The sequence below is a fragment of the Sphingobacterium paludis genome (genome assembly GCF_004364125.1).
Classification (GTDB): domain Bacteria; phylum Bacteroidota; class Bacteroidia; order Sphingobacteriales; family Sphingobacteriaceae; genus Sphingobacterium; species Sphingobacterium paludis.
Genome location: NZ_SNZV01000002.1, coordinates 28,343 through 51,438, shown reverse-complemented (window position 1 = coordinate 51,438; position 23,096 = coordinate 28,343). Strand labels below are relative to the sequence as shown.

The 23,096-nt window shown below is 45.6% G+C and carries 16 protein-coding genes; 6 read left to right on the top strand and 10 right to left on the bottom strand.

Annotated elements, in window-relative coordinates:
* Positions 1–198 precede the first annotated feature (198 nt).
* Positions 199–1,035 (bottom strand): M57 family metalloprotease, encoded by an 837-nt coding sequence (locus tag B0I21_RS03165; RefSeq protein ID WP_133639038.1) that lies wholly within the window; start codon positions 1,033–1,035, stop codon positions 199–201.
* A 357-nt stretch (positions 1,036–1,392) separates the two neighbouring features.
* Here B0I21_RS03165 and B0I21_RS03160 point away from each other — a divergent pair, with 357 nt between their 5' ends.
* The 5 genes from B0I21_RS03160 to B0I21_RS03140 all read left to right on the top strand — a co-directional run bounded on the left by B0I21_RS03160 (position 1,393) and on the right by B0I21_RS03140 (position 6,203).
* A complete protein-coding gene (locus tag B0I21_RS03160) occupies positions 1,393–2,043 on the top strand; it encodes an FKBP-type peptidyl-prolyl cis-trans isomerase (RefSeq protein ID WP_133639037.1) in 651 nt (216 codons plus the stop codon).
* A gap of 91 nt (positions 2,044–2,134) precedes the next feature.
* Positions 2,135–2,761 carry an FKBP-type peptidyl-prolyl cis-trans isomerase gene (locus B0I21_RS03155; protein ID WP_133639036.1) on the top strand — a complete coding sequence of 209 codons (627 nt, stop codon included), beginning with the start codon at positions 2,135–2,137 and terminating at the stop codon, positions 2,759–2,761.
* A 518-nt stretch (positions 2,762–3,279) separates the two neighbouring features.
* Positions 3,280–3,924, top strand: coding sequence for an outer membrane beta-barrel protein (locus B0I21_RS03150; protein ID WP_133639035.1), 645 nt, complete (start codon positions 3,280–3,282; stop codon positions 3,922–3,924).
* Between the two features lie 17 nt (positions 3,925–3,941).
* Complete coding sequence (locus B0I21_RS03145) at positions 3,942–5,570, top strand: NAD+ synthase (protein WP_133639034.1); 1,629 nt, start codon at positions 3,942–3,944, stop codon at positions 5,568–5,570.
* A 54-nt stretch (positions 5,571–5,624) separates the two neighbouring features.
* A complete protein-coding gene (locus tag B0I21_RS03140; RefSeq protein ID WP_133639033.1) occupies positions 5,625–6,203 on the top strand; it encodes a DUF4136 domain-containing protein in 579 nt (192 codons plus the stop codon).
* Positions 6,204–6,307: 104 nt separating this feature from the next.
* On the opposite strand, the gene B0I21_RS03135 is transcribed toward B0I21_RS03140, so the two are convergent.
* From B0I21_RS03135 to B0I21_RS03120, 4 genes are all read right to left on the bottom strand, one after another.
* A complete protein-coding gene (locus tag B0I21_RS03135) occupies positions 6,308–8,008 on the bottom strand; it encodes a sodium:solute symporter family transporter (RefSeq protein WP_133639032.1) in 1,701 nt (566 codons plus the stop codon).
* A gap of 75 nt (positions 8,009–8,083) precedes the next feature.
* Positions 8,084–9,586 (bottom strand): L-arabinose isomerase, encoded by a 1,503-nt coding sequence (araA, locus tag B0I21_RS03130; protein ID WP_133639031.1) that lies wholly within the window; start codon positions 9,584–9,586, stop codon positions 8,084–8,086.
* 74 nt (positions 9,587–9,660) lie between these two features.
* Positions 9,661–10,356: an L-ribulose-5-phosphate 4-epimerase gene (locus B0I21_RS03125; protein ID WP_133639030.1), complete on the bottom strand. Its 696-nt coding sequence runs from the start codon at positions 10,354–10,356 to the stop codon at positions 9,661–9,663.
* Between the two features lie 217 nt (positions 10,357–10,573).
* Positions 10,574–12,253 carry a ribulokinase gene (locus B0I21_RS03120; RefSeq protein ID WP_133639029.1) on the bottom strand — a complete coding sequence of 560 codons (1,680 nt, stop codon included), beginning with the start codon at positions 12,251–12,253 and terminating at the stop codon, positions 10,574–10,576.
* A gap of 350 nt (positions 12,254–12,603) precedes the next feature.
* On the opposite strand from B0I21_RS03120, the gene B0I21_RS03115 reads away from it, so the two are divergent.
* Complete coding sequence (locus B0I21_RS03115; protein ID WP_133639028.1) at positions 12,604–13,311, top strand: NUDIX hydrolase; 708 nt, start codon at positions 12,604–12,606, stop codon at positions 13,309–13,311.
* Between the two features lie 91 nt (positions 13,312–13,402).
* Here the strand turns inward: B0I21_RS03115 and B0I21_RS03110 are convergent, their stop codons facing one another.
* The 5 genes from B0I21_RS03110 to B0I21_RS03090 form a co-directional block, all read right to left on the bottom strand.
* Complete coding sequence (locus B0I21_RS03110) at positions 13,403–14,575, bottom strand: glycoside hydrolase family 88/105 protein (RefSeq protein ID WP_133639027.1); 1,173 nt, start codon at positions 14,573–14,575, stop codon at positions 13,403–13,405.
* A 49-nt stretch (positions 14,576–14,624) separates the two neighbouring features.
* Positions 14,625–16,436: a RagB/SusD family nutrient uptake outer membrane protein gene (locus B0I21_RS03105; RefSeq protein WP_133639026.1), complete on the bottom strand. Its 1,812-nt coding sequence runs from the start codon at positions 16,434–16,436 to the stop codon at positions 14,625–14,627.
* 11 nt (positions 16,437–16,447) lie between these two features.
* A complete protein-coding gene (locus tag B0I21_RS03100) occupies positions 16,448–19,684 on the bottom strand; it encodes a SusC/RagA family TonB-linked outer membrane protein (RefSeq protein ID WP_133639025.1) in 3,237 nt (1,078 codons plus the stop codon).
* Between the two features lie 121 nt (positions 19,685–19,805).
* On the bottom strand, positions 19,806–20,933 hold the full coding sequence (locus B0I21_RS03095) for a glycoside hydrolase family 88/105 protein (RefSeq protein WP_133639024.1): 1,128 nt from the start codon (positions 20,931–20,933) through the stop codon (positions 19,806–19,808).
* A 4-nt stretch (positions 20,934–20,937) separates the two neighbouring features.
* Positions 20,938–23,082: a hypothetical protein gene (locus B0I21_RS03090; protein WP_133639023.1), complete on the bottom strand. Its 2,145-nt coding sequence runs from the start codon at positions 23,080–23,082 to the stop codon at positions 20,938–20,940.
* Positions 23,083–23,096: the final 14 nt, after the last annotated feature.

Sequence of the window (23,096 nt, the reverse complement as noted above, 5' to 3'; positions counted from 1 at the left end):
ACAACGCAACAAACCGTTAATATGTGGAAATCGTACGGCTATGCAAGTACCCTCCCTAGGATCCTTGTCTATGGCAGGCGAAAAGCTACGCAGAAAAATAAATACTGGACTTGACCGAACCTATCTAACAAATGGAGTACGGCAGCTGGCATAGTGTAATGGGGCAACGAACGGCTTTTTGCGAATTCGCTTTCTAACTTAAATTGTTAATCCGATAGAAACGTAGACAATTGCTCGCCTATCATTTTCTGTAAACCCCCCTCCCCAACTTCTGCCACAGCTACCACCATTAAAAATAGATGACGGGTCTGGGTTAGTGCCGGTATTGTTTGTATTTGGCACTGTATAAGCCCCGTAAGTCGCTCCGCCGGGCCCTGGAGTAGCTTCCTGTTCGCCAGCCCTCCAATTCGTATGCCTTATACCAATGGCGTGCCCGACCTCATGCGCAATCAGCGCTTTCCTTTGCGATTCATTCAGGTCTCTCCAATTGTGTAGATTAATATGAACCGATTCACCCACTATCATTTCCGAAATAGCCGATGGAGTAAGCGTGATAGTAGGCCATGAAGCAAATCCGCAGATTGTACTGACTTCATTATACCCTCTAAAAACCAAATCTGCTGCGGCCTCATTGTATACGCGTGTGATTACAACGTTATTAGGCATGACACGACGCAGTTCATCCATACCGGCAGCTACGTGCCTGTGGTTACCTAAAGAGTTCGAAATGAAATACGTAAAAGAACGCAACCGATAGGCCCATATCCCGGAAAACAAAGTGTTTGGTTGGATAACGGCCTGCCTCGGCTGCGTTTTAAAAAGCTCAGACTTTTTTAAGACGATATCGTCTTCCACAAAGATGTTATCACCCTTAATAATAACACTAGTGGTATCAAATCCAAGTTGAGCCAATGCCGAGTTCACAGTGGACACTTCATCTTGCTCCGTTGGGACCATTGCAGCATTGTCTTTTTTACACGATTGGCTAATTGCTGTGCTTGCAATCACCGCCAAAAATAGAATTCTGGTTCTCATAAGAATAAGTTTTAGTTCACCAATTAGTTAATAACAGCAATAAAGATAATCAAAAATTAAACAAAAAATAAAAATATGACAATAATACAATATTTTAAATTATATTTATTTCAATAAAAACTATTTTAAAACGATCTAGGGATAAAAAATAACAACATCCAAACTCTCTCCGTACAGTCTATCTGTCAGAAGGAAAGGACAATCTATAGTGTGCGATATACATTTTCTGACAAGCATAACATTATTGACCCGTTGTTTTGAATAATTATATCGGAATATTTATCAATTTATTTATGTTTGCTGTAGCGTGATGTTGAAACGCCACGTTCTACACCATGAAAAAGACTAGAGATATTTATGAAAAATCTATTTAAACCACTATTAGTACTAGCTATCCTTGCTGTGACCTTTACTTCATGTATGAATAATGATGATAATACAGACTTCGCAGCAGACCGATTAAAAGAAGAGCGACAAATTGACTCTTTGCTTTCTAAACAGGCTACACTTATCGAATCCTACGTAAGCAGTAACTTTGCTAACCCGCAACAAGACACTTTAAACTACCCTTTCCGATATTTAGACAAGAAAGTGAAAAGAGGTTTTTGGTTTGAGATTGATTCTACTGTAACTGATAATTCGTACACCTATGGTTTTGATAACAGTGGCGTATTGCGCTTTCCAAAAGTGAAGCTAAAATACACAGCATCATTATTGAATGGTGAAATTGTACGTTCTGATATAGCGGGATCTGATTATTTATTAAACATTTCTGCCTCAAATTCCTCAATAGTAAATTATGTGTGGCAGATATCGTTCTTTCCCTATTCGATTAAATTCAATGGAAATGATCGCATAATCGAAGGTTTGACGAAGAGCGGCCTTAAGAAAGGGAATAAATTTAAAGTTGTGACACCATCAATTTATGCATTTGGAGCCACTAGTGTTGACAAAATCCCAGCCAATTCACCAATTGCTTACGAATTTGAAGTTCTAGGCATAGAATAAAAACATAATCGAAGCAGTTGGTAGTATTATCAGCTGCTTTGATTCGTATAAACCAAATCTTCACTCTTCCTAATTCACAATACCAAACGACATGAAAAAAATATGCAAAGTGCTGATTGCAATAGTTATTGCTGCTATAAGTTTCACATCCTGTTCCAATGATGATGTGTTCGACCCACAACAACAATTGGAATTGGAAAAGCCGGTTATCGAAGCTTATGTGAAGAGAAATTATCCGAATGCTCAACAACTTGAAAATTCAGGCATTTGGTATGAAATAATAAGTCAAGGAGAAGCCAATAGCTTTCAATACACGGTCAAAGACAGTTTGAACCAAAAATTTATCTTTTCGGAGGCAGTCGTAAATTACACAGGAAAATTAGTAGCGGACGGAACAGTTTTTGACAAAACAGACAATGTCACGACCGGCGATACACTTTCAGTTAGTATGAATCTAAATACTGGCCAAGCAACAGTTATACAGGCTTGGACATTAGCTTTTTTCCCAAAGACGATTACGGTTGATACACGGGAAATTTCATTGGGTGCGCTATTTGATCAAGGAGCACAACGTGGATCGAAGTTCAGGATAATATCCCCGTCGGGATATGGATATGGCAACATGGCTCAGGGCGGAATTCCTGCAAACTCCCCTCTGGATTTCGAAGTAGAGGTTCTTGAAATGAGACCCTTAAGACAACGATCCACCACCAACTAGGATATTTCTTATTCTACATAATTTTTGGTCTTTAGTAAGACTAAAGTAGATTTTCGTTCCAAATTTAACTCTTGAAATACTGAAATTCCCGCAAGAAGTTGACTTCATTGCGAGAAGTACCAACAACGACGGAGCAATCTTACATTTTTATAATCAAGATTGCTCCGTCATTTTTTTGCGCAACGGTGCATTTTTAAGCGTATTTTGCCTTAAACATTAAGCACAAAGCCTACAGCACTAACGCATAAAACGAAAAGGAAGTCCCTCGGTTGCCGCAATAGAAAATTAGGTAGAGCCAGTTTTCTTTTCCCCTATTCCTTCCATCTCCACGATCAGATCTCCAATGGAAATGAAACCTCTGGATAGTCGTCTAAGAGCTTTTTCTTGGCTCTATCAATCCGTTTAATCTGCGAAACTTCAGTTAGCACGGCAACTTACCATCTTTTTCTACCTTCCTTCGGATTTGTTACGTTACGCCGAAAGTAATTTGTATTTTTACCCATTTAAATCCGCAAACAATGGCTCCATTTTTTAAAATTTTATTTTTCCCCATCCTTTTTCTGCTGCTGACCGTTCATTCTGTAAAGGCACAGTACTACAACTACGATAGAAACATGTCATTAGGCTTGACATTTAGCCCTAATGTAGGTTGGTTAAATTACGAGGATGGAAGTTCATTCGATGGCGAACCTAAGCTAGGCTATGCTTATGGACTGATTGCGGATCTCGGCTTTGCGCGGAATTACTACTTTTCTACGGGCCTATTGATCAACACGCTTTACAGCGGATCCAAGCTTCCGCTTGATGGTGCAACGGGAACCTTAAACAATGTTTTTAGGCTGCAATATGCCGAAGTACCCCTAGCCATCAAGCTAAAGACGAACGAAGGTGGAGCAGGAAGATTCTATGGTCAGTTTGGCTTTACGGCGGGGGTTAAAGTATCGGGCAAAGAGCGGCTTGAATCGAGTACGGATTACCGTGCTATCGAGGGCGACGATATCTTCCGACTGGGACTATTGATTGGCGCCGGCGCAGAATGGCGAATAAGCAATAGTCTTTCCGCACTTACAGGGCTGTCCTATAACAATGGTTTCACCCGTACTATGAAAAGCGGAAATCCCAGGCTATCTTATGCGTCGTTTAACATCGGCTTATTATTTTAAGAAATTGACAGCAAACAATGAAAATAGCATTAGCACAACTCAACTACCATATTGGCAACTTTGCCGAAAACAATAAAAAGATAAAAGACCAAATCCAGCGCGCCAAAACAGAAGGCGCAAACCTCATCGTCTTTGCAGAATTGGCTGTGAGTGGCTATCCAGCGAAGGATCTGCTGCGCAACCAGCGCTTTCTTGATTTATGCGATGAAAGCTTGAAGGAGATCGCCACGCTGTGCCAAGGGATCAGTTGCATCATCGGCGCCCCTGTGCGCAATACCGATCCAGAAGGGAAACCTTTATATAACGCGGCTATACTACTCGAAGATGGCGTGATCAAGCTCATTTGTAAAAAGAGTTTGCTTCCCGATTATGATGTTTTTGATGAGTATCGCTACTTTGAGCCCAACAGCAATGTTTCCTGCATCGACATCCAAGGGACCAAGGTGGCACTAACCATCTGTGAAGATCTTTGGGACGATGAAACATCGAATAACTATGTAGGCGACTTGATGGGCGAGCTGCGGAAAGAAAACCCTTCGGTAATTGTTAATATAGCGGCCTCACCCTTTTCGTACATACACTTTGAAAATCGGTTGAACGTACTCCGCCGGAATGTGATCAAGGCAGGCTGTCCGTTGGTCTATGTAAATCAAGTTGGCGCACATACCGATATTGTTTTTGACGGCCGCTCATTGGCTTTTGATCGTAAAGGGGAAATCCTTGCGGAGCTGAAGGGCTTTGAAGAAGATTTCCGCATTGTCGATATTTTTGCACTCGCGGATGCCCATACCCATACAGCGGATAGTGAGATCGCTTTAATCCATCAAGCGCTGATACTTGGCATCCGCGACTATTTCCAGAAATCAGGCTTTACAAAAGCCGTGTTGGGGCTCTCAGGCGGATTGGACTCTGCTATCGTCGCGGCACTAGCCTGCGAAGCGCTGGGTGCAGACAACGTGCTCGCCGTGCTGATGCCGTCTATCTATTCCAGCGATCATTCGTTAAAAGATGCGTTGGATCTCGTAAACAATACCGGCTGTGCACACCGCATCGTCCCCATTAAAGACATCGCCAGCTCCTTTGAGGAAACGCTCTCCGAAACCTTTTCCGGAAGAGAGCCTGACCTCACAGAGGAAAATATACAAGCACGTATCCGGGGAACGATCTTGATGGCCGTCTCCAATAAGTTTGGACACATCTTGCTCAATACATCGAACAAGAGCGAAGCTGCAGTTGGCTATGGCACGCTGTATGGCGATATGGCTGGTTCCTTAAGCGTTATCGGTGATGTGTATAAAACACAGGCCTACGCTTTGGCAAAGCATATCAATCGCGAGCGGGAGATTATACCGCTAAATACGATTGTCAAACCGCCTTCCGCCGAGTTGCGCCCGGATCAGAAAGATTCCGATGCCTTGCCTGAATACGACATGTTGGACAGTATATTGTTTCAGCTGATCGAGTTGGAGAAATCTGGAAGTGAAGTCGTGCAATCCGGTTTTGATGAAACGTTGGTGACACGTATTGCAAAGCTGCTCCACAACGCGGAGTTTAAGCGCTTTCAGGCGCCTCCCATCCTGCGTGTTAGCCAAAAAGCGTTTGGCAGTGGACGCGCTATGCCACTCGTTGCAAAATATATATTTTAAGATTAAACCTTGGTGTAAATAGGTGGTCTAACCCATATTAATAGACGATATTTTATGAAAAAGTTAGGATATATTTTCGCTTTCAGCGTGCTGGCACTTCTGGCTTCCTGTGCTTCGGTGCAGTATAACACCACGAAAATGCAAACCCAAGACTTCGGGCAGTACAAGACGTATGGCTGGCTACCACCGGTAGACTCGCTATCTAAAAATTACTTTAACAACGACATTGCCAAGGCCAATATTTTGAATACGGCGAACAAAGAGCTTGAATCTTTAGGTCTTACGTATTCGAAAGATAATCCTGACATTCTGTTTCGCTATATCCCTATTGTCAACAACAAAAGCCGTTTGGTTTACCACTCCAATGTAGGTTGGGGTGGCATGGGCCCATGGGGTTGGGGAATGGGCTGGAGCTGGGGCATGGGCTGGGGAGGCGGCTATAGCTACCCAGTTGGCAGCGAAAAGTTCCGTTACGCGCACCTTATTATCGAAGCCTTAGACAGACGCACCAATGCCGTGGTGTGGCAAGCAAGAGGTTCTTTCGATACGAAAGCTCCCGAACGCGCTATCAATAAACTGCCTCATGTTGTAAACGGTATATTTAAAGAATACCCTACTAAAGGTCGCCGCTAGACGATTTGAAATAAAGAAAGCCGCGTTGCATGGCAACGCGGCTTTTTTATGGATAATGAGTATTGCGAATAGCCTAGTGCGACACTACACATACGCATAGCATATTACCAAAACCGTACGTAAATCGCGGTAACCAATAACAGCGTAACAACGATCAACACCATGACGGACGGCTCGACTTTGAACATTTTCTTGTCCAGCTCAAATGCTTTTGGATTTTCTTTAGGACCAAATAGGCTGACGAGCACCATCAGCAAGAGCGTGAACGCGAAGGCCAAGCCCATACAAATCTGAAAAGGTATTTCATACACGCCATGTTTGTTGAGGTATGCGGTGTATATCCAGGTTTCAGGGCCAAATACTTTTGTTGCAAATTCATTAAAAAATACCGAAAGGCCAAATCCTGTCACCAGGCCAGTTATTGCCGCCGCACCGGTGGTACGCTTCCAAAACATGCCCAGTAAAAACATCGCAAAAACACCTGGACTGATAAAGCCGGTGTATTTCTGTATAAACGTAAAGCCGCCCGCACCACCGATGCCAAGCGTGTCATTCCATGTAAATAGCACGGATACAAGAATCGAAACCACAATGGTGATCTTCCCTACCCATACCATTTTGCTTTCGCTGGCTTCTTTGCTGATGTATTTTTTGTAGATATCCAAGGTAAAAATAGTAGCTATACTATTTGCTTTACCGGCTAATCCGGCTACAATAGCTGCTGTTAACGCTGCCAAAGCAAGTCCCTTCATGCCATTTGGCAAGTATCCCAATATAGCGGAATAGGCATTATCGGCATGGAAGACGCCGCCCGGTGCCATTTCTTGCTGCAAAGCACCATTCTTGTAAAGCACATACGCCGCAATACCCGGCAGCATGACGATAATAGGCATCAACAATTTTAGCAAACCGGCGAACAAAATACCTGTACGCGCTGTCTTTAAATCGGCACCGAGTGCGCGCTGGGTGATGTATTGATTACATCCCCAATAGTTCAGGTTTACGATCCATATACCGGCGAGGTACATCCCGATTCCAGGCAGCATAAGATACTTGTTGATATCTTCCTGCGAGGCGCCTGGTCCGGGCTTATCCACGATCATTTGGAAGTGATTTGGCGAATCTTGCATCAACATATTGAAACCAGCCAAAACATCTTTGCCTAATCCAAAATGCTCGCTCACCATCGTTAACGCAACGTAGGTGGTTGCGATACCCCCTATAATCAGCACGACCACCTGGATGACATCGGTAAAACCAATGACACGCATGCCGCCTAAGGTGATGATCACAGAGAAAACCGCCAGTGCAACCATAATCATATGGAAGCTTTCAGCCCCACCTGCCATACTCGATATGGCTATAGCTCCTAAGTATAAAATGGATGTCAAGTTTACAAAAACATACAAAAATAACCAGAATACAGCCATGATCAGGCTGGTGGTTTCATTGTACCTATTGTTAAGAAACTGCGGCATGGTGAAGATTTTATTCTTCAGATACACCGGTATAAACCATACGGCGACGATAATGAGGGCGACCGCAGCAATGAGCTCGTAGGCTGCCACCGCAATACCGACCTCAAAGCCGTTACCGCTCATCCCAATAAATTGTTCGGCGGATATGTTTGACGCAATCAACGAAGCGCCAATGGCCCACCAGGTAAGGGATCCTTCGGCAAGAAAATAATCTTTACTGCTACTTTGCGCGCTCGTTTTCTTCCGATAGATCCAATAGCCGTATCCGGCTACAATAAAGAAGTAGATCACGAAGATAACGTAGTCTACCGATGCGAATTTTTCCATGTTTTTGTGTGCTGGCTATGATACAGGCTTTCCGACTTCAGCGCCAAGGCGTAAAATCGGAAGGCCTGCGTAGGTTTATTTTTTCAGCAAATAGTATAATTCATTCCACTTCAGCTGATTTTCTAGGCTGGTTAAGGTTGTATTTTCATCAATCACAACATATTCCAAACCTGCAATTCGCGCGAAGTCTTCCAGGTATTCTGGGGTAAGACTAAGGCTGTATGCGGTGTGGTGAGCGCCACCAGCGAGTATCCAGGCGCTACAGCCCGTCTTCATATCAGGCAGGGGCTTCCATAATACGCGCGCAACAGGTAGTTTTGGTAATTCTTGCTCTACCGGCACGCCTTCCACTTTGTTAACGATCAACCGGAATCGTGTGCCCATGTCTACCAAGGATGCATTTAAAGCAGCTCCGCTGATGCCATTGAATACTAGTCGCGCTGGATCTGCTTTACCACCAATACCAAGTGGGTGCACTTCGATGCTGGGCTTATCCGCAGCTAATGCTGCATCAACTTCCAACATATGCGAACCTAAGACCATCGCATTTTCCGGATCAAAATTATAGGTATAGTCTTCCATAAAAGCAGATGCTCCTGGCAGTCCGGCACCCATCACCTTACAGGCACGCACTAATGCTGGTGTTTTCCAGTCGCCTTCCCCTGCAAATCCATAGCCGTCGGCCATCAACCGTTGAACGGCTAATCCTGGAAGCTGAACCATCCCGTGCAGATCTTCAAATGTATCGGTAAATCCTTTGTAATTTCCGGCTTCTAAAAATTTGCGCAGACCAATCTCGATCTTAGCGGCTTCGATCAAGCTGTCGCGCTGTGCTCCCCCCTCCACAACATTTGCTGCCAACGTATAGCTTTCTTCGTATTCTTTTAATAAGCTTTCAATTTCCGCTTCGCTAACCGCATTGATTACGGCGACTAAATCGCCTATTGGGTAGGTATTCACTGAAAATCCAAACTGGCTCTCTGCAGAGACCTTATCGCCATCGGTAACAGCAACATAGCGCATATTATCACCAAAACGTACAAACTTAGCGCCTTGCCAATCTTGCCAAGCGGCAGCGGCACGCGCCCAAACGTTGATCCGTTCGATCAATTCTTCGTCTTTCCAATAGCCAGTAACAACTTTACGAGGGATGTTCAGGCGGCTAACGATATGTCCGAATTCGCGATCGCCGTGCGCACTTTGATTCAAGTTCATGAAATCCATATCCATGCTGTCCCAAGGAATATCGCGGTTGTATTGCGTGTGCAAGTGCAATAGCGGCTTTTGCAAAGCCTTTAATCCTCTGATCCACATTTTTGCTGGAGAGAAGGTGTGCATCCAGGTAATTACCCCAACACAGTTTTTTGCGGTATTCGCTTCTACAATTGTGTTGTAGATCTCATCGGTATTTTTTACAATAGGTTTGTACAGCACGCGCACTGGAATTCCTTCATGTGATGAAAGATACTGCGCAATTTCTTCCGCGTGTACCGCAACTTGGCGAAGTGTTTCTTCACCGTATAGATCTTGGCTGCCTGTGACAAACCAAACCTCTAGTTTTTTTAAGTCAATGCTCATTTGAATAGTTTTGTTATATTGATCATGCGCGGCGGCTTGCACACCATGCGCTGCATTTTTATCCTGTATCGCTTTTATTCCTGTCCGTAATACGCTTCGCCACCGTGCTTGCGTTCCCAGTGTTTTCTGATTAATGCCTCCTTTAAGCGTGGCGCCTGCGGATTTATTTGCTCCGTCAAGGCAGCCATCTGCGCTACTGTCTCCAAAACAGCACTATTGTAAACCGATTTGATACCCGTTTTGCCCCAAGCAAATGGCGCGTGATTGCCTACCAACACCATCTCGACTTCTTTGTAATCGAGTTTTTGCGATTCGAAGTGGTTGATGATCTGAAAACCGGTTTCATATTCATAATTTCCCTGAATCATTTCGTCGCTCATCGGCGGCGCGCAGGGAATATCCGTAGTTAAATGATCGGCGTGGGTCGTCCCGAAGATAGGAATATCACGTTGGCTTTGTGCCCAGGCCGTGCCGTACGTGGAGTGGGTATGGGTGATCCCGCCAATTCCCTCCCAATGTTTATAGAGTACGGCGTGTGTTTTGGTATCTGAAGAAGGCCGCAACTTGCCCTCAACGATATTGCCGTCAAAGTCCACGATGACCATTTGATCAGCAGCAAGATCTTCGTAAGGCACGCCACTGGGCTTTATCGCGAAAACACCTTGCGAGCGGTCGGCGACACTCACATTGCCAAATGTAAAAAGTACTAACCCCAGTTTGGGCAACTGCATATTGCAGTGGTAGGCCTCTTCTTTGATTGATTGATACATTATAGAAATTAAAAAGTCAAAATTAAAAAGTAAAAAAAGTTAGAAGTGATAAGTCAAAAGTGATAAGTGATAAGTCAAAATTGAAAAGTAAAAAAAGTTAGAAGTGACAAGTTAAAATTCAAAAGTGATAAGTTAGAAGTCAAAATTAAAAAAGTCAAAAGTTAGAAGTAACAAGTTAAAACTAAAGACTAAAAAAGTCACCCCTAACATCAACGACCTATTCCGTTGGATGTGATTCAATGAATTGACCTAGTTCTTGGTACCTCGCATAGCGGGCCGCATAAATCGCGACCATTTCTGGTCTAGGTTCATACGTTTTTTCGAAGCCCTGCCCCATAGCCGACATGGCGTCTTCCACACGAGGGTATATTCCCGCTGCTGTTGCGGCAAACATAGCCGCACCAATAGCACAGGTTTGCTCTGTTTTATGAATCCGGATCGGCATATTCATCACATCAGCCATGGTTTGCATAATATAGGGTGATTTCTTCGCGACACCTCCTAACCCGATCAGGCCTTTCACGGGAATGCCTTGTTCGACAAATCGATCGGCAATACTTTTTGCACCGAAGCATGTTGCTTCTACAATGGCGCGAAAGATACGCGGTGCGTCCGTTCCTAAATGCAGGCCTTGAAGGGCGCCTTTCAACGTTTGATCGGCATCGGGTGTGCGGCGCCCATTAAACCAATCAATAGCCAGCTCGGTATGTACGGTGACCGGCAAGGCTTCTGCCTTTGCACTTAATTTCGGGATCAGCTGATTGTCGATCAGTGCGGTGATCTTTGCAATATCATCTTCAGCAATACCTTGGGCTTCGGCCAGCAGATTGGCCACCGGCCACATCAAAATTTGCTTGAACCAGGCATAGGCATCGCCAAAAGCGGATTGCCCGGCTTCCATCCCGATCAAGCCGGGGATAATCGATCCATCGACCTGGCCACAGATACCACGAACTAACGTATCGGCTACCTCATCCTTCGGAGCAACAAGCATATCGCAGGTCGAGGTGCCCATCACCTTGCTGAGGTAGTAAGGCTCTATTTGTCCGCCTACTGCGCCCATATGGCAATCAAATGCGCCTACGCCGATAACGACATCGGTAGACAAACCCAACCGTGAAGCCCATTCGCTAGACAGGTTGCCAGCAGACTCCGCAGAGGTGTAGGTCTCTGTAAATAAGCGTGCCGTTATTCCATCGAGCAACGGATCTAACGCCTTAAAGAAATCATTCGGAGGCAGCCCGCCTTCGAAGTCCGCAGACCACAAGGATTTATGACCAGCTGCACAAACGCTACGCTTTATATCGACAGCGCGCGTGCCTCCCGTCAGTAAGAAAGGAATATAATCACAATGTTCTACCCAAGTGTAGAGCGACTGGCGTACTTTCTCGTCGACGCGCAAGATATGCAGTAGCTTTGCCCAAAACCATTCCGAAGAATAGATACCGCCTACATATTGTAAATAGTCTGTATCGTATTTTTTTGCATGGTCGTTGATCTGCTGTGCTTCCTGCACGGATGTATGGTCTTTCCACAAGACAAACATCGCATTGGGGTTTTCCGAAAATTCGTCCAGCAAGGCCAAAGGCACACCATTTTCGTTGACCGCTACGGGCGTAGATCCTGTAGTATCTACTGAAATAGCTTTTACATCTTTCGCAATGGATGCGCCGCCGGCTTTAGACAAGCACTCTTTGACCGTGGCCTCCAATCCCTCAATATAATCTAGGGGATGTTGGCGAAACTGACTGGACGAAGCATCGCAAAAAGCACCTCTTTTCCATCGTGGATAGTAAAATACCGAGGATGAAATTTCTTGGCCATTGCTCGCATCTACCAAAACCGACCGAACAGAATCGCTTCCATAGTCCACGCCGATCACATACGATTTACTCATTATTTTTAATACCTTTTTGGTTTATAACACTGATTCATAAAACAACATAATCCCAGAATTCGTCTCTATTAAAACCATAGATGGAAATTATCCTTAGATTATTAGTGTCAAATTAACATTTATATTTTTACAAAATGAAATTTTTAACTTTATTTTTTGCTAAATCCGCTACGTCGCCTAATTTTTGGTTCCGGCGGCAGGTGCAACAATACGCTACTGTTAGCTGGCAAACGTTACCGCTCGCCCTTATAGACAATAAAAAACTATAAATTACACAATCTATTTTTTAGATTTGAAACGCATGTCAGAACAATGCCTATCCAATAACGTCATGATGAAGAGAAATCAGTATGGTCTTTTACACAGGTGAACCTAGCATACTCCTAGCGGTTGATTGTATTATTTTTGGGTTTAACGGGGAGTCGTTAGAAATTCTTTTGGTCAAGCGGGCGATGGAGCCTGAGCGAAATAAATGGAGCTTGATGGGTGGATTTGTGAAACCCGAGGAAAGCCCGGAAGGCGCGGCGACGCGCGTTTTGAAGGAGCTTACGGGACTGGAGGATGTATATATGAACCATTGCGGCATATTCGGTAACCCCCAGCGGGAAAGCCACAGACGGGTGGTCAGTATTACCTATTTTGCCTTAATAGATACCCAACAGTACCAGCATATTATCAGCGATCAATATGAGGCCAAGTGGTTTCCGCTGGATGAACATCCGGAACTGATATTTGACCACAAGGATATGATTGCATCGGCGAAAAGGGAATTGCGTACCAAGGCCGCGCTCTATCCGATCCTGTTTGAACTATTGCCTGATAAATTTACCATTCCTCAGATAGCCTCGCTGTATGAATGTGTTTACAATATTCAGCTGGATAAGCGAAATTTTAGTAGAAAGCTATTGGCTTCTGATTTAATTATCAAACAAAAGGAAAAAGACAAGGAGAATTCGAAGAAAGGTGCGTTCTACTACCGGCTTAACACGGATATCTATAAGGAAAAGATCATGTCGTTCCTGCGTTACCTTCCGAGCTGGTCAGTGGAAAAAGACTAATGCAAGTAGTTTGTTGACTCTAAATTAGGGTATAAAAAGCCTCCTATTCGATTTCACGGAATCGAATAGGAGGCGAATTTGTTGCAGCAATTTACTTATCCAATTCCAGCAGCCCCATGATCAGCGGACCAGTGGCCTTACTGTCGTTTTCACGCACCCGTTCATTAACGTAATACCCATAGCTGCCGTCGCGGTATGGATGCCCGCCCAGACCGGCTACGGCATTGCATTGCATCAAGGTTAAGCTTCCATCAGCCTCTCGTTTAAGCAACTTCCGCTCGATGCCCGACCACGTTTTTTCGGCAATACGTTTGTATTTTTTAGCGATATAGCCCTTGTTTACAGCTTTGGCATAGGCATACATAAACATGGCATTCACAGATGCCTCTTGGTAGTTTCCATCCGCGTGGGGTTTATCCAAGACCTGCCACCACAGGCCCTCTTCATCTTGATAGCGAGGAAGGGTATCGGCTAAGTCAGCAAGCAAGGTTGTTACGCTGTCCCGTTTGGGATAATCTGCGGGTATAAAGTCAAGCACATCCACCAAGGCCATAAACCACCACCCCACACTGCGCCCCCAAAAATTAGGGGATTGACCTGTTTCTTTGTTCGCCCATTGCTGTTTTCTGCTTTCATCCCAAGCGTGGTAATAGAGTCCTGTTTTTTTGTCGCGGGTATGCTTTGCGGTCACCAATATCTGGTTGAGCACATCGTCAAAATACGTCGAATCGTTGACGAACTTTCCATAGGCAGCGACAAAAGGATCGCCCATGTAAATGCCATCTAGCCAAATCTGATGGGGATAAATAAGTTTATGCCAATATACACCTTCCAAAGTTCGCGGGTGATGTTTCAATTGCCCCATCAATTTCTCGATCGCACGTTGATACTTGGCTTTGCCCGTCTTGTCGTAAAGCGTGAACAAGATCTTTGCGGGATTGATATAGTCGATATTATAGGCTTCTATTTTGTACAGGTGGATATCGCCATTTTCGTTAATTATCGTGTCTGCCCAGGCTTCTACATAGTCGAAATAACGCTGATCCGTAGTTTTCTCCCATAGCTTCAGCATGGCTAAACAGCCTAGCCCTTGTGCGTAACCAAAATAAAGCCGCTTCCCGTGATCCAGCTGCCAGGCTTCTGGGAAACGCTTTATTTCAGAATCTGCAAATTGCTGATATAGCTTTACGGGTTGCGCCTGCAGGCACAGCACCTGAAAAATCAGGAAGACCAGTATATAGGTTGTTTTTGTTGTGAATAACATCGTTTAAATCTTTTATTGTATCCTTACTAAACCGCGCTAACCATACCCCTTAATACAACGGATGTTGCTGACCGCGTAGTCCTGGATTGTTATCAATTGTCGTCGTAGCTAAGGGGAACAATTCCACCTTATTTTTTTCCAGCCCCCGGTAAATATTGCGCACCCAGATGGCGTTAGCCGTAAACGTATTGGCGAAAAAGGCGGATGTGGAGCTATACATATTCAGAAGCGTATATCCCTCCGCTTCTAGACTGGCTTTCTCTGCGGCGCTGGGCTCCGACTTAAACCCAATAAAGGGCAAGGCAACTGTAGGGTCGTTGAACACCCTAGCATCGGTTTTCTTGTATGCTCGGAAACGATCTGCATCTGCATATTTACCGCTGCGATTGGCAAGGTCTAAAATTTCCTGTTTCGTGGCCGTCAATTTTTCGAAAAGGATGCCCCAACGGATCAAGTCTGTTCTACGCCAGCCCTCAAAGCCCAACTCCAATTTGCGCTCCTGAATCAGCGCGTTTTGAAAGCTACCATAATCAGCTGGTGTAGCACCGATTTTAGATCGATCACCCTTAAAAGCGCGAAGTCGCACTTCCTCAAGGAGCGTCTTGGCGATGCTCGTAGGGCCGGCGTTCAGTTCATTTTCCGCTTCGGCATACATCAACAGGATATCCGCGTACCGGAGCTCGATCCAGTTTATATCCCTTCGATTTACGGCAGGACCTAATTCAGCCTTCCAATTGACGCGAAACTTGCCAATGGTATTGCTGGCATAGGTATTCATTTGATGTTTGCTATCTGCTGTAATGGCATAACTAGCAATTGTCACATCTCGTCGACTATCATCCGGTTGGAATTCAAAATAGTAAGTCGGTAGTGCCGCCATAGCGGGCTGCGCCTTTAAATAAAAAGATTGCGTATGTGCAAAAATGCCATTCGTATAGCCCACCTGTGCGTCATTGCGATCAATGCCTTTCTGACCATATTCCAACATCGATTCCTGATTATACCTTCCGTTAACCAGATCCCGAAAGATCGTTTCATAATCAATGAGGGAATTTTCCCCCCTATCCACGACGGCCTTACAGGCATCGCGAGCGATTTGATACAGCTCCTGAATGCGTGCTGCATCCGGCCTTCTGGCCAACTGCACACTGGACGGTGAATACGAATTTAAATCCCAGCGTAGCGAATAGCCTGCGCCGTATAGGGCCATTCGTGCTAATAAACCGTGTGCTGCGTTTTTGGAGATTCGTTCAACAGGAAGTCCCGATTCACCTTTCCAAGGCAAAAGCTGAATGGCCGCTTGCAGATCGGCTATACAACCGTCAATGATCGTATCGCGGTTTACGCGGGAGGACGAAAAGCTAGGCATATCGATAACAGGAACACGCGGGTAAGGGACATCGCCAAAAAAACGCACAACATTCAGCATATTCTTTGCGCGAATCGCGTAGGCCTCGCCTAAGAGCATGTCCAGCTTCGCCTTTTCTGCGTCGGAAAGCCCCGTCATCAGCGGTATATTTTTAATCAATACATTGGCTTGTTCTACACCTGCATACATGGCGGTGTAGGTGGATGATGGGCTTGTTGCAGGATTGTACACGTAGTTTGACACTTGATTTTTCGAATTGGTCTCTCCCTCCGTGGAAAAACACTCATCGGTTCCCATACCAAACTGATAGTAAAGCTCGGAATTGAATGTGCTGGTATACGCTCCGAGTATCGCCATTTCTACTTTGCCCACATCCTCAAAAATAGTAGAGCTATCAAAATCTTTTTCCGAGGGCAGCTCTAACCAATCTTTACACGATGACACTGTCAAAACCGACAGCGAACATGCGATGTATAACATATATTTTTTCATGGGTTTTCTAATTAAAAGGTTAAATTAACGCCAGCCACAACGCTTCTCGTACGCGGATAGGCCGAATTATCGACGCCTCGTGTTAAAATAGCATCAGTGGCCGATACTTCCGGATCGTACCCCGAATAGTTGGTGAACGTATGGATATTATTTAGGGTGAGGTACACGCGAAAGCGTTGCACGAAGAGCTTCTTCGACAGATCGGACGGTAGTGTGTAACCCAATGTCACATTATTAACCCGTAGAAACGATGCATCCTCCAGGTAATAATCCAAAGGGTCCGATATCGCAATGTTGTTTGTAGAATTTAAGCTCCATATTTGCTTCTTATCCTGTTGATTCGGGTTTAAGGTGGCAAGACGATTCAAATCCGTGGTTTCCGCACCCGTAGCCGGATCAATCAACGTAAAGCGGTCGGCCATCAGTCCTAATGAATTTTGATTGGGGAGATAGGGCCCCATGAACCGTTGCGTGTTCATATTGAATGCCTTATTGCCATAAGCGAAATTGAGGAAGATGCTTAGATCGAAGCTTTTGTAAATAAATTCGTTGTTGAACCCGCCGAAGAACTTGGGCTCAGGGCTGCCAATTTCCGTACGGTCATTGGTAGACCAAACCGGGTTACCATTGGCGTCTGTTTCCCCGGCCACAGGGACGTACTTCACATCTCCAGGCTTGATACTTGACCTGTTTTTTCCTTTGAGTGAAGCCACACCGTCATTCAGCAGATAGCTTCCATCTGCCTGCTGGGTGAAATCATCGGTCGTGTATACGCCATCGTACTGATATCCATAAAATGTACTGACGGGGCCACCCACTTGCGTATAAAAATTGATTCGGGATTCATACGAATTGATCATATAGTCGTTTCCGCCACTGCCGTAAAGACTTTTCACTTTGGATCGATTAAACGTCAAGTTCAGCACCGTTTTCCATTGAAAATTGTCGCGCCGGATATTTAGTGTATTCAGGGAAAATTCGACCCCACGGTTTCGCAGTTCTGCTATATTTTGAAACTGCTTGCTATAGCCCGTGGATGTGGGGATATTGACTTCCAGCAATAAATTTTTAGATTCATTGTTGTAGAAATCTGTGGTTAAATTTACCCGACTGTTAAACAGGGACAGGTCAACGGCTATATTGGTGGTTTGGGTTTTCTCCCATACCAACATCGGGTTTCCTAACGTCGAACTTGGCTTAACGCCCACTAATGTGGTATTTCCCATAGCGGCAACTGTAGACCCATATAAGGTTGCATAGCGCGTATTCCCGATTTTGTCGTTCCCCGTTGTGCCATAGCCAACCCGCAGTTTCAGTTGGTTAACGAACTCGGAGTCTTTCAAGAAAGATTCATTATGGATATTCCAGGCCGCAGAAGCCGAAGGAAAAGCCCCCCACTTGTTGCCCTCCCTAAATGTGGATACCCCATCGGCCCGCATGGTGGCTGTGAAAAGGTACCGGTCATCATAATTGTAGATAGCCCTAAAAAATCCGGAAACAAGACCGTATCGAACCGCTTCGGACTCCCCTCTTTCGGTGCGCCCAGCCAGACTCACATCTTTCAAGCCAAAGTTACTGTTGGGAAACTCATAATACTGATGGGCGAGCGATTGACTTTCCTCATAGCGGACTTCATGACCGGCTAGCAAATTTATATGGTGCTTACCAAAATCTTTCATCCACGATAGGGTATTTGTCCATTGCCATTCAAAGCCTTCTGCGTTTTTGATAGATCCAAAAGGACCTTTGTTATTGCGGGCGTTGATGGTTCGTCCGTCATCCCAAAAATCTGTACGCGTTTGTCCCCATTGGTAGGATCCTGATGTTCGAAAGGTAAAATCTTCTAAGAAGTTGGCCGTCAACCCGACGTTGATGTTGGCCAGGCGAGCTGCCTTGGCGCGATTAAGGGCATCATTCATAATAATCGGGTTGTACACGTCATACTGCGAGTTGATAAGCTGCAGTTCTTCCGCAATATCGGTATACAGCAACTGCTCGTCCGTAAAGCGGGCTCCGCCTGTGGCTGGTTGCAAGAGCGACATTTTTAGCATTCCATTGAGCGAGCCCCCACCTTGGGTGTTTGCATCTTGAAATAGGGAATTAAAGTCGATGTTGACGCCTTCGCGTAGTTCATGGTTTACCTTCGCGCGCACGCTGTTTCGGCGGAAGCCCGATTTGGCCAAGATGCCATCTTGATTGGTGTTGTTGTAGGAAAGGAGCAGTTTCGTTTTCTCACTCCCGCCGGATACATTGACATTATGTGCCTGCAGCATCGCCTGCCCACCAAAAACTTCCTCTTGCCAATCGATGCCTGGCCTTGTACCGTAATCGCGACGGATGCGTTCGTAGGCTCCGGTAGCAAAATCAGGATCATTGACATTGCCACCAAACATATTAGCGTAGTCTTGTTGCCGCCCGGCCAAGGTTTGGTATTCGTACTGATATTTTACATAGTCTTCCACCTGCAGCATGTCTAGCTTACGGCTCAACCCTTCGAAACTGGCGTAGGCATTGTAATCGATCGTGGTGCGCCCAGATTTTCCTGACTTCGTGGTGATCAATACCACACCGTTAGCTCCACGGGCACCATAAATTGCCGTGGCCGATGCATCTTTCAAAATATCGATGTTTTCTACATCGTTGATATCTATTTTCATCAGGGCATCTTCCATCACAAAACCATCTACCACGTATAGCGGTTTTGTTGATCCGGTAATGGAGGTTCCGCCACGCACCAAGATGTTGACACCCGCCCCGGGGGCGCCACTCTGGGTCACTACATTCACGCCAGCAACCCTGCCTGTAATGGCTTGAGCAGCGGTCGTAACGGGCAAGTTTCGGATCTCATCCGCCTTGATCGATCCTACGGCTCCTGTTAAATCCCTCTTTCTGGATGTGCCGTAGCCGATCACGACAACTTCATCTAGATCATTATTCGTACTGACCAACGTGACAACAAGGGGTTGACGGTTCGTGATGGGAATTTCCTTTGCGGCATACCCTACAAAACTGACCTGTAATACGTCATTGTCATTCAACGTTAGTGTAAAGGCCCCGGCTGCGTCGGTATGCGTACTGTTCGGCTTTCCTTTTACTTGCACACTCGCCCCTTGAATGGGCCGATTATTCTCGTCTATTACCTTCCCTGTAGCAGAGAAGCTCTGCGCCCGAATCATGGGCAGCGTTCCCCAAAAAAACAGTACGATTAGAATGCCTTTAAGCATACTGTTGTGATGCGATTTTCTCATAAATATAGTTTTTGGTGTTATAATTTGCGGAGCAAGCGCTCCGCGATGTTAGCGTATATCAATAGGTTTAGATCGTGGTTAGGCGATCTTCCGGGTAGCAGAACAATAGCACAGTGTGATTTTATTCGAGCATCTTATATACTTCCGTTCCGGCTAAGAGCACGCAGCCCAAGCCATAGTCTTCAAAATCTGGCATCTTCTCCGCTGTCACGGGCTGACCATCTTTGGGTTCTTTGCCGGTGGATTGTACATAACTTAGAAAGCCGGAGGGTTGAATGGTTTCATTAGCCAAGGCCAGCCAAGCTTTCTCTATACTTGGTAAAAACGCGCTTTTATCGAGCAGGCCGTTATTGATTCCCCAAGCCATACCGTAGACGAATAGCGCTGTCCCCGAAGCTTCTTTTCCGCCGTAATGTTTAGGGTCATGCAAACTTACGTTCCAAAAGCCGTCCGCTCTTTGAAGCGGTAACAACGCTGTCGCTAAGCTTTTAAAGTCTTGCAGATATTCCTTGTAATGTGGGTCAGATTTTGGCAGTTCCTGTAGGACAAGCGCCAATGCAGCCAACACCCAGCCATTCCCGCGCGACCAATAGCAATCCTCGCCATTAGGCTCTTTATATGGCGGAATAAAATCTTTATCGCGCCACCACAGCTGGTCTTTCGGATTATACAGGCCATGCCCTCCTTCAACATACTTGATGTGCTGGTACATTTTGTACATATGATTAAAGTATGCCGTATCTTTCAAGGTTACACCGAGTTTTACGAATATCGGCATCGCCATTTGGATAGCATCGATCCAGGTCCAATCGTCAACGCGTCCACTCCGAATAAGCGAATCAATATTCATTTTGATAGCCGCTATACGTTCGGGCTGGGGATCAATACGATAGAGATCGATATACGTCATCCCGCAATTTTGATTGTCGGCATGTCTGGTGTAGACCTCGCCTCGAACGGGCTTCCAATCATGCTTCTCACCCCATTCCACAGCATAGTCATAATAGTTCTTTTGCTTATCTATGGTATAGAAAGCGAGGAGACCTTCATAGTAAACACCTCGCGTCCAAATATTTGCTGCGCGATCTTTGTTGGTCACGATTCGCTTGGCGGGGTCTGGCCATTTTTTCATAAAATAGTCATTCGCCGTCCGCAGCTTTTGTAATAGCTCCTTCTTATCTGTAAATTGCTGTGCATGGAGCGTTTGTAGCAGTGTTGCTGCACAGAGTAATAAATAGATCTTTTTCATTGTGTTAGGGCATTTTCTTAAAACCTTCTTTCTTTATTTTCCATGACCCGTTTTTCGGAAATCCGGGCAGCTCTTCGGTGGAGGCATCCCAACCTTCCAACATCATAGCGACCGCTGTCAGTAGCCCACCGTTTCCAGGTAAGTATATACGCAGCCTATCATCCTGATAATTATGTCCATTTTTTAGGTAGGTGTTTGTTTGAATATCCATAAAAAGAGCATCCAACGCTTTTTCAGGCAAGTTTAGCCGAGCGGCATTCATAGCCGTCATGGGAAAATCCCAGCCCCAAGTATCTTTCCATGACCATTTTGCCCACACGGTATCCAATGTATTTTTCATGATGGTCTTGTCAAGTTTGGGCGACTCGGGCACCATACCAAGCGCACCCAAAACCGCCGGATGATCGGTCATCCACTTTGGAAAGGTGTAGGAATCCGTAGCGGTTTCGGTGGCCAAGTACACGTTGCCTTGCACCGGTAGCGGTGCCAATTTATCGATTACATCGTTCCATTTTTGTACAGGAGGCTCGCCGAGGCGTTCTTTCCACTTTTGTGCAATCCGCAATGCCCAATCCCAATAGGCCACTTCATAGGTGGGATTTCTCGTCTCTGCCGCTTTAAACACCTCTTGTGCAGGAATGACACCCAGACCCAGGTTATAGCGGTCTTTTTCTTTGTCGTAGTATGCATAGTCTGCCATAAAATCAGCGGTAGCGAAAACCAATTCTTTATACTTGTGCAATAGGGCCGTATCGGTTTGGTCTCGATACGCTAATTCGGTCATATAAATGATGTGTGGCTGTTGCCAAATGAGAAATGCAGCAACGGATGACGGGCTTTCGTTGCCTTTATTATCAGACATTTTAATCCAGCGAACACCTTGGTATCCTTGTCGCTCCGCCAAAAGCTTTGCCTTATCGAAGGTTTTGAAGTAATAACCGAGGGTTTTCTCCATAATCTCTGGACGCCCCCACAGGGCATAATGCACGCCATGCCACCAATGCATCTCGGTGTGCGGCTTTCCATACCAACTGTTGAACGTCAACCCGGTTTCCTGCGGCGGGTTGCTTCCGCCGCACTGCACTTTCGTCAAGTATTGCGACAGCACCACGCGACGCTCGAGCTCATGGGCGCGCGGATCCGTACTACCGGCGAAGTCTACCGCAGCACCGCTCTGCCAGTACCTTTCCCAAGCGTCGGCACTCTCCTGTTGGGTGAGTGCATAACCGAGCTTATTTTCATCAAATTCATTTTTTTGGGCAAAGGCAAAAGCCAATTCAAACGTATCCGATTGCGGTGACGGCGTCAAGACAAAATGGTGTTTGGATTGCTCGGCAAATTGTCCTTCAGAAAAATGCAGCCGGGTAAAATAGCTCGTTCCCGGCAAGCGATGTTCCAGCAGCGCCGTCGTGCTATTTTGCATCAACAACGTGGAGGTATGTTTTGCCTCCTCGTCGTAATAAGCCGCCTCATCTAAAAACTTGCCCGTAGGGTAAGGGTAACGGACGGATACCTTGATACGCCTTGCAGCAAGTAAAGGCGAAGACACCTTTACCGCAACGTGGTCGCTGGTCTGCCCAGCAGCGGTCCACACCTCCACAGGTTCACCTTCTACTTGAAAAACGCTGTGGATCAAACCTGTCCAAAGATCAATGGTTTGTTTAATGTCCTGAATATCCTGGACGTTGGCTAATGCGCCATTTTTGAGCTGAATCTCAAAGCCAACATTCCCTAGTTGCAAACGATGCGGATTAACCCGATAATACTCCGTTGCATCCCGATGCCGACCCGGCTCCTTGTGTTGTATGCTGTACTTCGCCTCACGACCTTCCCCATTAAAATCGTACGATTTAAGCGTTTCCTCAAAGCTAAACTTTCCGGTGTTTGGAAAACTATTCCAGCCCCATTCGGATTGCGTGCCTAAAGAAACCCCATTTTTATAATATGCCGGAAAAGATTGCAGACCCGTAGCATCCACGGTATAGGCAAAAGCACCATTGCCAACGGTCAAAGAGGCTAGCGTATCCATGCTGTTATTAAAAACGTTGTGTCGTTGCACCACGGCTTTCCGGTCTATTTTGTTCGACTGCTGCGTTTGACAGGCTGCAAAGAGCAGCAACGCAATTCCGAAGATGATATTCTTTTTCATAGTATGTATTAAAA

Coding starts and splice junctions, on each gene's coding strand:
- B0I21_RS03165 (WP_133639038.1), bottom strand. CDS start 1,035: ATGAGAACCAGAATTCTATTTTTGGCGGTGATTGCAAGCACAGCAATT.
- B0I21_RS03160 (WP_133639037.1), top strand. CDS start 1,393: ATGAAAAATCTATTTAAACCACTATTAGTACTAGCTATCCTTGCTGTG.
- B0I21_RS03155 (WP_133639036.1), top strand. CDS start 2,135: ATGAAAAAAATATGCAAAGTGCTGATTGCAATAGTTATTGCTGCTATA.
- B0I21_RS03150 (WP_133639035.1), top strand. CDS start 3,280: ATGGCTCCATTTTTTAAAATTTTATTTTTCCCCATCCTTTTTCTGCTG.
- B0I21_RS03145 (WP_133639034.1), top strand. CDS start 3,942: ATGAAAATAGCATTAGCACAACTCAACTACCATATTGGCAACTTTGCC.
- B0I21_RS03140 (WP_133639033.1), top strand. CDS start 5,625: ATGAAAAAGTTAGGATATATTTTCGCTTTCAGCGTGCTGGCACTTCTG.
- B0I21_RS03135 (WP_133639032.1), bottom strand. CDS start 8,008: ATGGAAAAATTCGCATCGGTAGACTACGTTATCTTCGTGATCTACTTC.
- araA (WP_133639031.1), bottom strand. CDS start 9,586: ATGAGCATTGACTTAAAAAAACTAGAGGTTTGGTTTGTCACAGGCAGC.
- B0I21_RS03125 (WP_133639030.1), bottom strand. CDS start 10,356: ATGTATCAATCAATCAAAGAAGAGGCCTACCACTGCAATATGCAGTTG.
- B0I21_RS03120 (WP_133639029.1), bottom strand. CDS start 12,253: ATGAGTAAATCGTATGTGATCGGCGTGGACTATGGAAGCGATTCTGTT.
- B0I21_RS03115 (WP_133639028.1), top strand. CDS start 12,604: ATGGTCTTTTACACAGGTGAACCTAGCATACTCCTAGCGGTTGATTGT.
- B0I21_RS03110 (WP_133639027.1), bottom strand. CDS start 14,575: ATGTTATTCACAACAAAAACAACCTATATACTGGTCTTCCTGATTTTT.
- B0I21_RS03105 (WP_133639026.1), bottom strand. CDS start 16,436: ATGAAAAAATATATGTTATACATCGCATGTTCGCTGTCGGTTTTGACA.
- B0I21_RS03100 (WP_133639025.1), bottom strand. CDS start 19,684: ATGAGAAAATCGCATCACAACAGTATGCTTAAAGGCATTCTAATCGTA.
- B0I21_RS03095 (WP_133639024.1), bottom strand. CDS start 20,933: ATGAAAAAGATCTATTTATTACTCTGTGCAGCAACACTGCTACAAACG.
- B0I21_RS03090 (WP_133639023.1), bottom strand. CDS start 23,082: ATGAAAAAGAATATCATCTTCGGAATTGCGTTGCTGCTCTTTGCAGCC.